The organism is Adhaeribacter terreus (assembly GCF_042657365.1).
Classification (GTDB): Bacteria; Bacteroidota; Bacteroidia; order Cytophagales; family Hymenobacteraceae; genus Adhaeribacter_A; species Adhaeribacter_A terreus.
In genome coordinates this window covers 150907-166210 of sequence record NZ_JBHSKT010000004.1, presented here as the reverse complement: position 1 = coordinate 166210, position 15304 = coordinate 150907, and the positions used below count along the sequence as shown (strand labels likewise).

Sequence of the window (15304 nt, the reverse complement as noted above, 5' to 3'; positions counted from 1 at the left end):
TGCTTCAAATCATACTGTTTATTTCGTCATCTCGACGGAAGGAGAGATCTCTTCAAGTTGGTAGTTTTGTTTGCTATTGAGTTTTTGAGCTACAAAGGATAGCGTTTTTGAAATACTGTTTCTGCTAAACAGGTGGCTTTAAACTTCCATCGGCAATTTTCTCCCTCAAGCCGGGCGGGCTTCGTTTCTGCGTTCGCGGCTGCAATCTTACCTGTCCTTCCGGGCTGGCTAAAGCCACCGGTAAGCTTGGAGGCCGCTCTCACAGAAACTGGTATCATTCACCTTCGTAGCTGGCTTCTTTTATTTTAGCTTTCTAGCAAACGTGATTTTCGAAGGACGCTGCGCTGGCGATATGTGTGGAATTTAGAGGTAGAGTAAAGATTTTTTAATCTTTATCGTTGGTTAATTGACCAGAAGGTTTTGATGATCATTCTGGGGTTTAGTAATTCATGGATATTTTTCGCAAGTTAGCACCTTGAGATGGAACGATTTAGGGTTGAAAACCTTATATTTGTAAATCTTTCGTTTTGAATTTCCGATTCAGCAGGGCTGATTTAAGAATTTTTGATTTCTAATTTCTAATTAAATAAAAAGTATGCGTGTTTACTTCGACAATGCGGCGACCACTCCTTTAGACAAAGAAGTTTTTGATGCCATGGCGCCTTACATGCTCGAACATTTTGGCAATCCATCGTCTATTCACTGGCACGGAAGGCAAGTGCGTTCGGCTATTGAAGGTGCGCGCCGCACGGTTGCTAATTTGCTGCACGCATCGCCTTCGGAAATTTTCTTTACCAGCTGTGGTACCGAAGCCGACAATACTGCCATTATCAGTACGTCGCGCAGCCTGGGCATTAAGCACGTAATTACTACCAAAATGGAACACCATGCGGTGCTGCACTCGGTAGAATGTTTAGAGAAAAACGACGGCATAAAAGTAAGCTACTTAAAGCACGACGAACGCGGTGCCTTAGACCTGAACCATCTGGAAGAATTGCTGGCTACGAACGGCAAAACGCTGGTAACCATCATGCACGCTAACAACGAGATCGGCAACCTGAACGATATTCAAACGATTGGGGAGATCTGCAAAAAACACGACGCCATTTTCCATTCCGATACCGTGCAGACCATGGGCCATTACGTGCACGACCTGCAAACCTTGCCGGTAAATTTCCTGGTTGGTTCGGCGCATAAATTTCACGGTCCGAAAGGCGTAGGCTTCTTATATGTGAACGGCGACGTGAAAATTCAGCCATTCATGCACGGCGGTTCGCAGGAGCGCAACATGCGCGGCGGTACCGAAAACGTGTATGGCATTATTGGCTTGGCCAAAGCCCTGGAAATTGCTTACCGCGACATGGCCGAGCACCAGAAACACGTTCAGGCCTTGAAAGATCGCATGATTTCCCAACTGAAAGCGCAAATAGAAGACGTACGTTTCAACGGAAATTCGGAGTTTGCCGATAAGAGTTTGTACACCGTATTGAACATCAGTCTGCCGCCTTCGGAAATGAACGAAATGCTGCTGTTTAACTTGGATATCAATAAGATTTCAGCTTCGGGCGGCAGTGCTTGTACTTCTGGTGCCAACGCGGGTTCGCACGTGTTGCAGGCTTTGGGTGTTTCGCCGGAGCGTGGTGCGGTGCGTTTCTCGTTCAGCAAATACAACACCATAGAAGAAGTAGATTACGCCGCGGCTACGCTGGCCAAAATGTATCAGAACGTTCCGGCGTAAAACGCTATGCTTTTGCGCTGAAAAGTCCCGGTTTCATGATTGAGGCCGGGACTTTTTTCTGCTTTTTCCCTGTCATTTTCGTGTGCAGATATTGCCATTACAGGAACACCTTTTGCCGGAAACGAAAAATTAACGTTACTTCGCAGCACTTCATTTTTTAAATCACCGGACTACCTTAACGCGTGCTGAACAAACTGCAACAACTAACTAAAAGCGAAGCTTTGCTGGCGAAACTGACTTTGCTGGCTGGCTGCGTGTTTACGCTTCTGTATTTCTTTTTCGCGCACGAAGGTTCGTATTTCAACGACGATTGGGCTTACAGCCGCTACGCCCACGAAGTGCTGACCGGCGATTTTGAATTCGAAGACATGCCGTTTTCGCACCGGTTCTTTGCATATCTGCCGGTTTCGGTTTTGTATGCTACCATCGGTGTTTCGCCTTACATTACTACCGTCTGGCCCATGCTTTGCACCGCCGGCACGCTGGTTTTAATTTACTATTTGCTGAGGAAGAATTACCCGGGTGTGGCCATGTGGGCGGTTATTTTGCTCGGCTTCAATTTTCACACGCTTTTCCTTTCCAATTACCTTTATCCCGATAATATTGTGATGCTGGTGGGGCTGGGCATTCTGGGCGTTTTGTACCGGTTCCGGAAAGTGCGGCAAAATGCAGTTGGTTTCGCGCTGGCATTTGCAGTTTTGAATTTTCTGGCCATGCTCACGAAGGAAACGATCATTTACATCCTGCCTTTTTACCTCTACGTTTTTGTATTAGATCTTGTGCGGAAGGAAAACCTGAAATTTTGGGTTTGGTCGGCAGTTTTTGGGTCCATTTTGCTAGCGTTTTATTTTGCAGCCTACGAAATTTTTACTGGCCACTGGCTCAACCGTTTCCTGATGACCTCGGAAATTGTGAACGAATTCAAGCCGGGTTATTTGAATAACAAAACCGCTTATTACTTCAATCGCCTGACTTTTGAACCGATTCAGTTTTTTATTGTCAGCGGCATTATTGTTCCGATAATTTTCGCATTTTCGGCGCCCGGTGTAACGCTTAGAAACCTGCTGAAACTGGAAAATACGCGCAGTTATTGGTTGCTGGTCACGATTCTGATCTTGCTGGCTTTCTGGTTCGGGAGTACTTCTTACACGCATTACAAGCCCATGGTTCTGGTGCCGCGCATGATCACGGTTCTCATGCCGCCGCTTTGCATTTCGGCTGGTTTTGCGCTGGCGAATAATTTTTATAAACCGCGTTTCCAGTTATTGGTTGGCGTTTTATTTATTGCTGCGGCCATTATTTCCAGATCGAATATGGCAGCAATTTACGTGCCCATCGGGTTGTTTTTCCTGTTCGTGCGGTTCGTGCCGAAGTTCGCGATTCCGGTTTTGGGTTTGCTGGCGATCATGTTTTCGCTGGCTATCCGTCCGTTACATTTTATGGTAAAACCTACCGTAACCGATTATTTCGTAACGCAAAAACTCATGACCGAACGGCTGAATCATAAATCCGGCCGTTATCAGGTTTTCACGAACGAATATCTGGCGCAGCAACACGCGTCTTTTTACGGTTACAAACCCAACCCGCATTACGAATACCTGAATTACAACCGCACCCAGCATGTTTCCGCCACCGCCGATACCGCTTTTTTACTCATGAACCACGCCATGATCTCGAACCCAGAACTGATGATGCATTTAAAAGCGGACAGCGTGTATATGCTTTTCCCGGAGCGGAAATTATTGTGGCAAAAAGGCAGCGTGCAATTATATATGCTTCCGAAGAAAAAGGAATAGGGTTGAGTTTGTAGCCGCAAAACGATATCGTTTTGGTATAAAAAAGTCCCGGCTTCTTGTGTGAAACCGGGACTTTGAATTTTATAGATTGACTTGTAATTAGATATAATAAGTTTGTCATCCTGAGCAGCAGCGAAGGAGCTCATCGGCTGCTAATAGAAAAGTTTCTGCTAACCGCTGACAAGTTGTTTCGCTATCGCTCCACATGACAGGATTTTTATTTTCAGCATTTTTAAAATCGCTATGCTTTTTACCTGAAAAACTAACTCCGCAACACCATATCTTTCAGCGTATCGATCCAAAGCGGATGCGTATTTAAACTCTCCGCTAACTGCCAGTGTTCGCCGCCGGCTTCCTCGAAAATCTCCCGGAACTCGCGGCCAACTTCAACGGTCGTTTCCAGGCAATCGGCCACGAAAGCAGGACTGAACGCCAGCACGCGCTTGATACCTTTTTTCGGCATTTCAGCAATTACTTCGTCGGTATATGGTTTGATCCACGGATCTTTAATGCGCGCCTGTAATCTTGATTGGAACGCCACCGTGTACTGATCTTCGCGCAAACCGAGTTCTTTGGCTACCAGACGCGTGGTTTCGTAGCATTGCGCGCGGTAGCAGTAGCGGTTTTTCTTGTTGTAAGTTGCGCAGCATTTATCCGATAATTGGCAATAGCCGCCGTTCGAAGCTTTTAAGATCTGCCGTTCCGGAATGCCGTGGTAGCTGAAAACGTAATGGTCGAACTGCGTTTTTTCCATGTAACTGCGGCCGATGGCAGCTATAGTTTTGATAAAACCCGGATCGTCGGCAAAGCGGTTCAGGAACGAAATGCTCGGAATTACTTCCCACTTGCTCACAATGTCCATCACTTTTTGAGTAGAAGTTCCGGTACTCGCCGAAGCGTATTGCGGGTACAACGAAAGCACGATGATCTTGTCTACATCCTTTTTTCGGAGTTCTTCCAACGCACTTTCTATGCTCGGATTCTGGTAGCGCATACCCAAAGCCACGTAATAATCTTTGCCCAGTTTTTCCTGAAGCAGTTTCTGCTGATCTTGGCTGTAGTAGAGTAGGGGAGAGCCGCGTTCATCCCAAAGTTCTTTGTAAACCTTCGCCGATTTTGGCGCGCGGAACGGGGCAATTACGCCATTTACGAGCATAAATCGCTGGGGAGTCGGCATATCAATTACGCGGCCATCCATTAAAAATTCACGCAGGTATTTGCGCACATCCGGAACTTCGGGAGAATCTGGAGTGCCTAAATTTATGAGTAAAACGCCGGTAAGCGGTGTAGAAGCCATAGTTTCTTTTTCGGAATTAAACTGTAAAGATAGGCATTTAGTTGACCCCACCTCAATAGCTAATTCAGGGGAGGGAGTTTTGTACTGCAGGAGTTTAAAATTGTCTGAACACGATTTTCAAGATTTGTTGGATTAACAGGATTTCTGATAATGTGAAATAACCACCCCGAACCCCTTCTTGAAAAGGAGGGGCGCTTTTTCTTTTCTGCTTGCCATGACTTTTTGTGTACAAAAGTATAGCGTTTTCTATTAGCAATAATCAAAAGATTGGCAGTAAAGCAGCTCCCCTCATTACCAAGGAGGGGCAGGGGTAGTTGTTTCACATTATCCGATAAAAAACGCCCTCCCCTGACTTAGGGGAGGATTTAGGTGGGGTTAACCACCCAAAAACGCTACCAATTTCCCCCGAAAAACTCCAACAACCAGCAACTACCAACCATCAACCAAATAATATGTATCTTTGCAAGTTCAAACCTAACCTATTACTATTTTGGAAACGCCTCACAAAGCCGGATTTGTCAGCATTATCGGGAAACCCAACGTTGGAAAATCGACCCTGATGAACGTGCTGGTTGGCGAACGCCTCTCAATTATAACGTCCAAAGCCCAGACCACGCGCCACCGCATCATGGGTATTCTGAACGGCGACGATTTTCAGATCGTGTATTCCGATACGCCGGGCATTATTCAGCCCAAATACGAACTCCACGAAAGTATGATGGAATTTGTGCGCGGCTCGCTGGAAGATGCGGATGTGGTGCTGTTCGTAACGGATATCTATGAAAAATGGGACGAAGACGAAGTGATCAAACGCTTAGAAAAATCGAAAGCGAAAATTCTGCTGCTCATCAATAAAACCGACCAGGCTACTTCCGATGAGGTTTTGGAAAAGATAAATTACTGGAAAGACAAAGTGCAGGCCGAAGAAATTATCCCGATCTCGGCGCTGAACAAGAAAAATACCGACAAGGTTTTTGAGCTTATTCTGAAGCACATGCCCGAGCACCCGGCTTATTTCCCGAAAGATGAACTAACCGACAAGCCCGAGCGTTTCTTCGCAGCCGAGATGATCCGCGAAAAGATCTTCCTGACCTACAAAAAAGAAATTCCTTACAGCTGCGAAGTGGTGATCGAGGAATTCAAGGAAGACGAAACGATTATTAGAATGCGCGCCGAAATTATAGTGGAGCGCCGCAGCCAGAAAGGCATCATCATTGGCCACGGCGGCGAAATGCTGAAAAAAGTTGGTTCGCTGGCCCGCGTCGATCTCGAAGATTTCTTCCAGAAAAAAGTGTTCCTCGAAATTTTCGTGAAAGTAAAAGAAAACTGGCGCAGCGATCCGAAATCGTTATCGCGGTTTGGGTATAAGGGGAGTTGAGTTTTATGAGAGGAAGTTTTTTAATAGCAATTTTTGCTTTATTCTGTTTTGGCTGCCAAAGGCATATTGGGCAATTCAATTGTGAAACTTCAATTCTTGAAATTGATCCAGTTAAAAGTGAAGTTCTTTCTTTTAAGAGAATTAAGGCTAGTGATTCAATAGAAACTTATATTACAGGAATGGTCCTTGGAAGAGGAACTTATTCTCAATTGAAGCCTGATACTTTACCTTTTGAAAATATCTACATATGGGATAATGTTTCAGGGGAAAGATTTAGAGCGGCTTCTGATTCAAATGGGAGATTTAAATACAATTTACCTGGATCAACTTACGATTTAGTTATTTCCGGAAGTGTCTATGGTGATTTAAAAATAAAGAATATCGCATTAAATCATGGTGAAGGTATTGAATTACAGGTTTTGTTGGGGATAGGGAAGAAAGATAATACTATTTATGAGATGACATCTGAAGATGATCTTAAACTAATTTATTAGAATCACGAAAAAAACGCTAGGCTTTCAGGCCTAAAAAGTCAGAATTAGATTCGCCAGATTAACGGATTTCAGGATTTTAAAATTTGAATCTGATTAATCCCCTAATCCCATAAATCCCAATTCAGACAAAAAAACATTACCGGACTTCGGTCCAAACTTGGTTCTGTTGTAGAGTTCAGGCAACAGGAACACCATTTTATTTATTCGGATACTCCTACGAAGAATGAGGGGCTGAAACATTACCAAATTTTTTACCACAATGGCAAACATTGTAGCAATTGTAGGCCGGCCTAACGTCGGCAAATCAACCTTTTTTAACCGTTTAGTGGGCTCCCGCAAAGCCATCATGGACGATGAAAGCGGCGTAACCCGCGACCGCCACTACGGCTATTCCGAATGGATCGGCAAAAACTTTACCGTGGTAGATACCGGCGGTTACGTAACCGGCTCCGATGATATTTTCGAAGAATCGATCCGGAAACAGGTAGATTTGGCCATTGCCGAAGCCACCGTAATTCTGTTCATGGTAGACGTAGAAGCCGGCGTAACCGGTCTCGACGAAGAATTTGCAAACGTACTACGTCGCTCTAAAAAACCAATTTACATCGTAGCCAACAAAGCCGATACATTTCAACGTGGTCACCAGGCCGGCGAATTTTATGCGTTGGGTTTAGGCGAAGAAGTATTCCCGATCTCGAGCCAGCACGGTTCCGGAACCGGCGATCTTCTGGATGAAGTAGTAAAACATTTCGAAAGCGAAGACGAAGAAGATCCGGATGCGGGAATTCCGAAAATTGCCATTATGGGTCGCCCGAACGCGGGTAAATCTTCTTTTGCCAACCTGCTTTTAGGCGAAGAACGCAACATTGTAACCGACATTGCCGGCACCACCCGCGATTCTATTCATTCGCGCTACAATGCCTTCGGCAAAGAGTTTATTTTGATCGATACGGCCGGTCTGCGCCGGAAAGCTAAGGTACACGAAGACATCGAATTCTACTCTGTAATGCGGGCCATCCGGGCACTGGAAGAATCGGACGTTTGCGTGGTAATGATCGATGCAACCCGCGGTATAGAAGCGCAGGACATCAACATTATTGGCCTGGCCGATAAGAACAAAAAAGGCATCGTGATTCTGGTAAACAAGTGGGATCTGGTAGAGAACAAGGAAACCAATACAGCCAAAGAATTCGAAGAAAAGATCTACGAAAAGCTGGGTTCCATGACCTATATGCCGATCATTTTCACCTCGGTGCTCACCAAGCAGCGCGTACACAAGGCTATTGAAAAAGTGATCGAGGTGTATGAGAACAAGATGAAAAAGATCCCGACCTCGAAGTTGAACGAAGTAATGCTGGAAGAGATCGAGCGTTATCCGCCGCCAAGCATCAAAGGTAAGTTTGTGAAGATCAAGTACGTAACCCAGATCCCAACGCACAACCCAACGTTCGCATTTTTCTGCAATTTGCCGCAATATTTGCGTGAAAGCTACGTGCGTTTTCTGGAGAATAAGATCCGCAAACATTTCGGTTTTGAAGGCGTGCCGATCAACGTGATCTTCAAGAAAAAATAATTTTTTCAGGATGTTGTTTGGAATGAAAAAGTTGCATTACCTTTGCGACTCTAAAAACAAAATCATTTACAAAACTTTCATCATGAAAAAAGTATTATCTCTTGTAGCAGTTGCTGGTATGTTCGCTTTCGCTTCTTGCGAGTCTAAAAAAGTTGAAGAAACTACAACTACAACTGAAGAAGTAACTACAACTGAAGACGTAGCTGTTGACACTGCTGCTGTAACAGTTGACACTACTGCTACTACAACTACTACTGACACTACTGTAGTTAAGTAATTTCAGTTTAGTAAAAGCCATTAGAAACCGGCGCTTGGCTGGTTTCGGCAAAAAAAGCCCCGAAGCAAATTCGGGGCTTTTTTATTTATAAAAACGGTAGCATTTTCAGCCTAAAAACTAACTGGCCGGTGCCGGAATATTTTTTAATTTTTTTTGAAAAGTACGGGTTACCTTCTTTCACTTTCAGTATTAAACCTCGTTCGCCGGAATTTTCGATGGTTGCAAAGCTCCGGTAAACAGCAAAGAAACTATAAAACAACAATTAAACTTAATCCAAAAATGAAAAAGGTATTATCTCTTGTAGCAGTTGCCGGTATGTTCGCTTTCGCTTCTTGCGAGTCTAAAAAAGTTGAAGAAACTACAACTACTGAAACTACAGTTGAGTCTACTGACATGTCTATGGACACAACTACTACAACTGTAGACACAACATCTGCTACAACAACCACTACTGATACTACTGTAGTTAAGTAATTATTGGTTTAGTAAATGACGCTAACCGGCTCCGGCTGGTGTAGAAAAAGCCCCGCAGCAATGCGGGGCTTTTTGTTGGTAAAAAAACGCAGTGATTTAGCCTTAAAAAACTAAACACGCCGGCAGAAATATTTTTAAATTTTTTTCTGAAAGCTGGGTTACCTTTTGCAGTTGCTGGTATAAAGCCTGTATTCTGACTGGAAACGCAGGTTTCTAATAGAAGCATAAAAGAAGAAATTCATTCACTTAACCATTAAATTTAGAAAAATGAAAAAGGTATTGTTCTTAGCTCTTGCTGCTGGTATGTTCACTTTCGCTTCTTGCGATTCTAAAAAAGAAGATGCTGCTGAGCACCAGGCTGAGCAAGTAGAAGAAGGTGCAGAACACCAAGCTGACGCTATGGAAGATGCGGGCAACGAAGCTGGTGCTGACGCAGTAGAAGATGCTGGCGAAGCAAAAGCTGACAGCATTGAAAACGCTGCTCAATAATTAATTATTGAAATGTTTTGTTAGAAGAGAGGCGCCGGCAACGGCGCCTTTTTTTATGCACTTACTTTTTTGCTTCCAAAGCCTACCATTTTTCTAAGCAGTTTTTAATCCGGAAAGCATCGCGTTTTCATCTGATTTTTATTCAAAACCTTGGTATTCATATCACAGCAGGCGTTTCTGAATAAGCTGATCTACGCGCTGGTAAAGCTGTCGTGGGTCTAAGGTGCGCCACGGAATTTCTTCCAGGCTGCCACCGAAATTGATATAAGAATCGAGGTTGTAATTATGCATTTCGCGCAGTACAAATTCCTGGAAATTAATTGCCGCGATCCAGCCTTCTTCCACATCCTCAAACCATTCTTCGTAATAACTGTCGTCGGACCCATGAAAATTGAAAACGTTTTCGCCGATGAGAATGAAGTATTTAATGCCTTCCTGAATTAACGGGTCCACAATATTCCGTTTCAGGTGCATGATATCATTATGCAGCGCATCGTTCCACTCGCCAATAAATTCTATAATGGCGTAGCCTTCGTCGTAGTCAGCAAACAGGATCTTGATAAACAGCGTTTCCGAACCGATCGGGTCCCATTGCGGATGAATGTAATAGCCGTAAATATCGTGCGTGTAGTAACTCAGGTCGTTTTCGGCTTCAAAAAGCGGCGAACGCGGGTCTTCGGAAGCAGAATAAATTTCGATCCAGTTGTAGAAAGGCTCAATGGTGTGCATGAAACGAAAGCGTAAATTTGTGGCTTTTTGCTTACTGAATTTTTGCGGGATTGGTTTTTGAGGAAAGTGGAATGTGTATAAAACCGTAGAGACAAGGTAATGCCTTGTCTCTACCCATTCTGGTTAAAAACTATTGGGTTTTATTTGCCTTTATAAGCTTCAATGGCAGCCCGCACATTGCCATATTTTTCCAGCAATGCACTTGCTTCATCATGCGAAATCTTCAGTTCTTCCATAAGCATTCTTGCGCCGCGATCTACCAGTTTTAAATTGCTTAGCTGCATGTCTACCATTTTATTGCCCTTTACGCGTCCGAGTTTGATCATGGTTGAAGTAGTAAGCATATTCAGAACGAGCTTTTGTGCAGTGCCGGCTTTCATGCGCGTGCTGCCGGTTATAAACTCCGGTCCGGTTATAACTTCTACCGGGAACTGCGCTACTTCGGCTACTTTGGAATTGACGTTGCAAACCACGCAACCCGTAGCAATTCCGCGTTCGTTACAAACCTGTAAACCGCCAATTACGTAAGGCGTTCTTCCCGAAGCGGCAATGCCAACCACCACATCTTCCTCAGTAATGCCGGCTTTCTGCAGATCTTTCCAGGCTTGTTCAAAATCATCTTCGGCAAATTCTACGGCTTTTCTGATGGCCCCATCGCCGCCCGCAATAATGCCCTGCACTAGATCAAAAGGCACGCCGTACGTGGGTGGACATTCCGAAGCATCTACTATTCCCAACCGTCCGCTGGTTCCTGCGCCGATGTAAAATAAATGACCGCCGTTGCCCAGTTTTCCTACAATAACTTCTACCAGTTTCTCGATCTGCGGAATGGCTTTTTCTACTGCCAGCGGTACCGTTTTGTCTTCGTTATTAATATTGGTCAGCAGCTCATGCACCGACATTTTCTCGAGGTTATTGTAGTGCGAAGCAGTTTCGGTGGTAGACATTTCTTTCAATGTGAAAATTTGAAAATGAGGAAATTTGGAAATGGATTTTACTTTTTAATCAGGAAGTTTAGGACCATATTCGCATTTTTTGGTTTCATAATTCCATCGTCCACCTTTATCTAAGCAGGCGTCAATAGCCCAAAAATCCTTAGTGTTAAAATACGCTAAAATACTTATGATAATAAGACAAAGGATAATTCCTGTTACTGCAATGATCTTAACTTTCATAAAACTTCTAAAACCAACAACGAACAACCAACAACGAACAACCAAACTAAGAATGATACTCGATCAAACCTTCCATGGGCGTTTTTATGATGCGGCCGATGGTAATGTTGTGGCTGGCGGCTATTTCTTTCAGTTCGGTGTTGAAATGGTAGGCAATGGAGCCTAAAAAGTGCACGGGCAGTGTTTGGTGATCTTTGTAGCGGATAATGTTCTTTACAAAAAAATCGTTGAGGCCGGTGTGGATCAGCTTTGCCAGAAATGGATGCTGGCGGTTTTCGCCCAGGAATTTGGTAAACGTGGCCAGGAACCGGTTCGGAAAAGGCTTGGTGTAAACGGTATGAATAATATCGTCGTGTGTTAAATTATAAGTGGCTTTGACTTTTTCGTGCAGTTCTGTTGGAAGTTCGAGGTTCAGAAAAGCCTGAATAAGGCGCTTGCCTAGATAGCCGCCGCTGCCTTCGTCGCCCAAGATAAAGCCTAAGTTGGGTACGTTGTAAGCAATTTTCCCGTCTTTAAAATGGCAGGAATTAGAGCCGGTTCCCAGAATGCAGGCAATGCCTTCTTCTCTTCCGCAAAGTGCCCGGGCTGCTGCAATGAGGTCGTGATCTACTTCAATTTTAGTGTCCGGAAAAACAGCCTGCAAGCCCCGAAGCACGATTGCCTTGCTTTTATAGGAGCTGCAACCGGTGCCGTAAAAGAAAAGCTCAGCAGGCACCAAATCTTTTAGCTGCGGCAGCAATTCCGTTTTTACCGTAGCCGTAATTTCCTCGGAAGTCTGGTAATGCGGACTGATTCCCTGCGTTTTAAAAATGGTTTCTGCGCCGTTATCATCCAGTAAACACCAGTCGGTTTTGGTAGCGCCGCTATCGGCTATTAATTTCATTTTTTACATTGTTTAATTGTTGAATGTTTAATTGTTTTTTTACTTTTCAGCCTGAAAATCATAGCGTTTTCAGCCATTTAACAATTAAGCCATTTAACCATTTAATTACTTTTTAATCCGGCCAATGGCTTCAAATTTATCGAAAACATAGTCGGTGTGCGGTGCATCTTTCAGTTCGGCGGTTAAGTCCTGGCCGGCCCAGTGTTCGTAGTGGTTGCCCCGGCTCCAGAGCCTCGATTTTTTTACGTCGTAAATTATGCCTTTGTAAGCCACCCAGATCTCGTCGCGGTCCTGACCGTTGCGGAGCGCCAGCTGGCTTTTGGTGTATTCGGGCAAATGCGCGTATTCGTTTTCCAAAGTTTTTAATTATTGAATTGGTGAATGCTAGAATTGGAGAATTATTGAATGAGAGAATGCTGGAATGGCTTTTCGGAAGAAAATCTCCATCCAAAACGATATGCTTTTTAGCTGAAAAAGTGCTTTAATGCTTTTCCTGATTATCTTAATTCCACCATTTTTCATTTATAATTCTCTAACTCACTCATTCTCTCATTCAATCATTCCTACTTACTTCACCACCGTTAATGGTCCCGAAACGGCGCCGGTTTGCAAATTAATGCGGTGCGCAATTACGGTTTTTCCGCCGTTCGGTGAAGTTCTGATCACCCAGTCGCGGCCGTCGGTTTCGATGAAATAATCTACGTTATTGGTAATTATTTCTTTGGCGCGGGCAATTTGCAGCGCCCGTTCTTTTGTGATCGTTATGCCGCAATCGGGCTGGTTGTTGCATTCCGGAACGTTCGTTGGAACGGTGGTGCGAAGCGTATTATCGGGTTGTAAATTGAAGGTGAATTTGAGCGGAACTACCTCGTAATTGAATTGCATGTAACCGATCTGCTTCGGGTTTTCCAGGTTCGGAAGTTGGAGATAATACGTAAGATAAAATTCGTTGCTGTTGGTCGGGTTTATTTCGAAACTGTTGAGCATCAGGTCGGTGTAGCGGCAGAAAACTTCCCGACCTAGTTTTTCTAACAGAAATTGCTGCGCCTGGTTATAAGCCGACGTAAAATCGATGCCGCGTGTATTGTCGTAGAAATACATTTTCCAGTCTTCCGGCTCAATTTGCGTTGGTTTTCCGGTGCGCCATTCAAAATCTTTCCGCACAAAATTCACCAAAGAATCGGCCGAAACCTGCAACGGATACCGGCACGGAATCACTTCCTGCGCCCGCACTTCACCGGCAAAAAACGATAGGGAAAACAGGATAAAAAGTATGCGGTAAAATTTCATGCTACAATTTGAAAATCTGAAGATGCGTAAATGTGAAAATGATTCTACATCTTCATTATTTATTCTTTTGAGCTCTATAATATTCAATTGCTTTTTCACGGGTTTCGAATTTTAAAAGCTTTGAATATTCTTCCTCTGAAATCATTTTAAAAATGAATTCAATATTTTCGTTGATCCCACAAAAAAGAATTTCTTTCCCTTTTAAGACCTTATAAGTTTCATTCAGAACGGTAAATTCGCCACCTGTTTGATCAATATAGTTAAGGTTTGAGAAGTCTAATATTAGCTGATCTGATTTAAAAAGGAAATCTACTTCTGAAGGATGCTTTTTACTTTCATGTATGATATCCCAAATAAAACCATATTCCTGGATTTCATAATCTTTACCAAAATTCAGAATAGTAATATCTCCAGTTTCCTCCAGCGAAAAATTCAGGCCATTTAATTTATCAATTAGATTTTCTTCCTTCATTTATTCAATCATTCTCTAATTCAATCATTCAACAATTAGCACATCAGCACATTAACGCATTAGCACATTAAAACCCCATTCTCGCCTGCGTCAGAATCCATCTATTCGGAACTTCACCATTCGTCGCCAGCAGATAATCGTCGTAAGTACAAGGCACAATGTGGTTGTCTTTTTCGGGCGTCAGGTTTTCTACTTCCAGCCACCATTTATCGCTCAGGTTGCTTTTGTAGAACGACATTTTGTTCGGGTTATCGTGGAAAGCAACCGTGTATTTCGTGAATTTTTTGCCCGTGAAATCGAGTTCATTTTTGCGCTGGTAAAAGCCTTCTATAAAATACCAGACCATGGTTGCCAGCAGAAATGCGCCTTGCCGTTGCGGATCGTAAGCCGGTTCGTATTCGTAAAGCCCGAAAGATGTAAGCTGGTCATTTTGCCCCGCGTACCAGGTCAGCTGACAGGCTTGTTCGCCGCTTAAACCAAACGGATTAGCCGGCGCATACCCCGGCATTTCCTGAAATTTAATGGCCGAAACATCGAAACTCAGCAGATCGGCGTGGCGGATAAGCGGTTCGGTTTTGGTAATATCTTTGTGCACTTCACCTATCCGGATGGTTTCGAAATGCAGTTTTTCAAGCACCGCCATCATTTCCGGTTCGGTTAAATAACTCTGGTGCGCCAGCTGGCTGAAACTGAACAAATAATTCGGTTCGTGCATCAGAATTTTGTGCAGATGCTGCTTGTTTTCGGCCGCCGAAGAATTTTCGGTCATATCCAGCGCGCTGTCTACAGTTACTAAATTCACCGGCCGGCCCCAGGTTTCGTAAGCTAAAAACTGACCATAATCCAGGTCGTGGCTGCTGCCTAAAATTACCGGAATAGTATGGTTGGCCACCAGCATTTCCACCACTTCGCGTATCCGGAAATGCGTTTCTTCCAACGTAATGCCGGGGCGCAGATTTCCGAGGTCGGCAATGCGGTAGCGGCCGGTGCCTTTTTTCAGGCCGTAAAGTTTCCGGCGTATGGCATCGGCCGGATTTTCGTCGGAAATAGATACCGTTTTTCCGCGGTTATCGAGCACGCCAAAAACAGCAATGTCGGCTTCCTGCCAATCGGGGAATTTGTAAAGAAAAGCATCGGTATGCGCGCCCACACTTTTCAGATCCTGGGTGGCAAATTTTTCAAACTCTTCGGGCAGGGCTTCAAACAGTATTCCTAAATTCATATAGCTAAAAGTGGCAG

General features: G+C 44.1%; 17 protein-coding genes. 8 read left to right on the top strand and 9 right to left on the bottom strand.

What is annotated here, in order from left to right; translation table 11 throughout:
• Nucleotides 1-595 precede the first annotated feature (595 nt).
• Both ACFPIB_RS08290 and ACFPIB_RS08285 read left to right on the top strand, forming a co-directional pair.
• Nucleotides 596-1738: a cysteine desulfurase family protein gene (locus ACFPIB_RS08290; RefSeq protein WP_378016968.1), complete on the top strand. Its 1143-nt coding sequence runs from the start codon at nucleotides 596-598 to the stop codon at nucleotides 1736-1738.
• Between the two features lie 182 nt (nucleotides 1739-1920).
• Nucleotides 1921-3534 (top strand): ArnT family glycosyltransferase, encoded by a 1614-nt coding sequence (locus tag ACFPIB_RS08285; RefSeq protein WP_378016967.1) that lies wholly within the window; start codon nucleotides 1921-1923, stop codon nucleotides 3532-3534.
• 262 nt (nucleotides 3535-3796) lie between these two features.
• Here the strand turns inward: ACFPIB_RS08285 and hemH are convergent, their stop codons facing one another.
• A complete protein-coding gene (hemH, locus tag ACFPIB_RS08280) occupies nucleotides 3797-4831 on the bottom strand; it encodes a ferrochelatase (RefSeq protein WP_378016966.1) in 1035 nt (344 codons plus the stop codon).
• Nucleotides 4832-5318: 487 nt separating this feature from the next.
• Here hemH and era point away from each other — a divergent pair, with 487 nt between their 5' ends.
• The 6 genes from era (at nucleotide 5319) to ACFPIB_RS08250 (ending at nucleotide 9516) form a co-directional block, all read left to right on the top strand.
• Nucleotides 5319-6209: a GTPase Era gene (gene era, locus ACFPIB_RS08275; RefSeq protein ID WP_378017211.1), complete on the top strand. Its 891-nt coding sequence runs from the start codon at nucleotides 5319-5321 to the stop codon at nucleotides 6207-6209.
• Between the two features lie 5 nt (nucleotides 6210-6214).
• Nucleotides 6215-6703, top strand: a complete 489-nt coding sequence (locus ACFPIB_RS08270) for a carboxypeptidase-like regulatory domain-containing protein (RefSeq protein WP_378016965.1) — start codon at nucleotides 6215-6217, stop codon at nucleotides 6701-6703.
• A gap of 259 nt (nucleotides 6704-6962) precedes the next feature.
• Nucleotides 6963-8276 carry a ribosome biogenesis GTPase Der gene (der, locus tag ACFPIB_RS08265; protein WP_378016964.1) on the top strand — a complete coding sequence of 438 codons (1314 nt, stop codon included), beginning with the start codon at nucleotides 6963-6965 and terminating at the stop codon, nucleotides 8274-8276.
• Nucleotides 8277-8358: 82 nt separating this feature from the next.
• Complete coding sequence (locus tag ACFPIB_RS08260; RefSeq protein ID WP_378016963.1) at nucleotides 8359-8553, top strand: hypothetical protein; 195 nt, start codon at nucleotides 8359-8361, stop codon at nucleotides 8551-8553.
• Nucleotides 8554-8832: 279 nt separating this feature from the next.
• On the top strand, nucleotides 8833-9027 hold the full coding sequence (locus ACFPIB_RS08255; protein WP_378016962.1) for a hypothetical protein: 195 nt from the start codon (nucleotides 8833-8835) through the stop codon (nucleotides 9025-9027).
• A 267-nt stretch (nucleotides 9028-9294) separates the two neighbouring features.
• The gene (locus ACFPIB_RS08250) at nucleotides 9295-9516 is read left to right on the top strand and encodes a hypothetical protein (RefSeq protein ID WP_378016961.1); all 222 of its coding nucleotides are present in this window, start codon (nucleotides 9295-9297) and stop codon (nucleotides 9514-9516) included.
• A gap of 162 nt (nucleotides 9517-9678) precedes the next feature.
• Here ACFPIB_RS08250 and ACFPIB_RS08245 read toward each other — a convergent pair whose 3' ends face one another.
• The 8 genes from ACFPIB_RS08245 to ACFPIB_RS08210 all read right to left on the bottom strand — a co-directional run bounded on the left by ACFPIB_RS08245 (nucleotide 9679) and on the right by ACFPIB_RS08210 (nucleotide 15287).
• A complete protein-coding gene (locus ACFPIB_RS08245; protein ID WP_378016960.1) occupies nucleotides 9679-10245 on the bottom strand; it encodes a hypothetical protein in 567 nt (188 codons plus the stop codon).
• Nucleotides 10246-10385: 140 nt separating this feature from the next.
• On the bottom strand, nucleotides 10386-11201 hold the full coding sequence (murQ, locus tag ACFPIB_RS08240; RefSeq protein ID WP_378016959.1) for an N-acetylmuramic acid 6-phosphate etherase: 816 nt from the start codon (nucleotides 11199-11201) through the stop codon (nucleotides 10386-10388).
• Nucleotides 11202-11246: 45 nt separating this feature from the next.
• Complete coding sequence (locus ACFPIB_RS08235) at nucleotides 11247-11420, bottom strand: hypothetical protein (RefSeq protein ID WP_378016958.1); 174 nt, start codon at nucleotides 11418-11420, stop codon at nucleotides 11247-11249.
• Between the two features lie 46 nt (nucleotides 11421-11466).
• The gene (locus ACFPIB_RS08230; RefSeq protein WP_378016957.1) at nucleotides 11467-12303 is read right to left on the bottom strand and encodes an N-acetylglucosamine kinase; all 837 of its coding nucleotides are present in this window, start codon (nucleotides 12301-12303) and stop codon (nucleotides 11467-11469) included.
• A gap of 105 nt (nucleotides 12304-12408) precedes the next feature.
• On the bottom strand, nucleotides 12409-12660 hold the full coding sequence (locus ACFPIB_RS08225) for a cytochrome b5 domain-containing protein (protein WP_378016956.1): 252 nt from the start codon (nucleotides 12658-12660) through the stop codon (nucleotides 12409-12411).
• 210 nt (nucleotides 12661-12870) lie between these two features.
• Entirely contained in the window at nucleotides 12871-13593 is a 723-nt protein-coding gene (locus tag ACFPIB_RS08220) for a hypothetical protein (RefSeq protein ID WP_378016955.1), read from the bottom strand.
• Between the two features lie 55 nt (nucleotides 13594-13648).
• Entirely contained in the window at nucleotides 13649-14065 is a 417-nt protein-coding gene (locus ACFPIB_RS08215) for an STAS domain-containing protein (protein WP_378016954.1), read from the bottom strand.
• Between the two features lie 67 nt (nucleotides 14066-14132).
• Nucleotides 14133-15287: a formimidoylglutamase gene (locus tag ACFPIB_RS08210; RefSeq protein WP_378016953.1), complete on the bottom strand. Its 1155-nt coding sequence runs from the start codon at nucleotides 15285-15287 to the stop codon at nucleotides 14133-14135.
• Nucleotides 15288-15304: the final 17 nt, after the last annotated feature.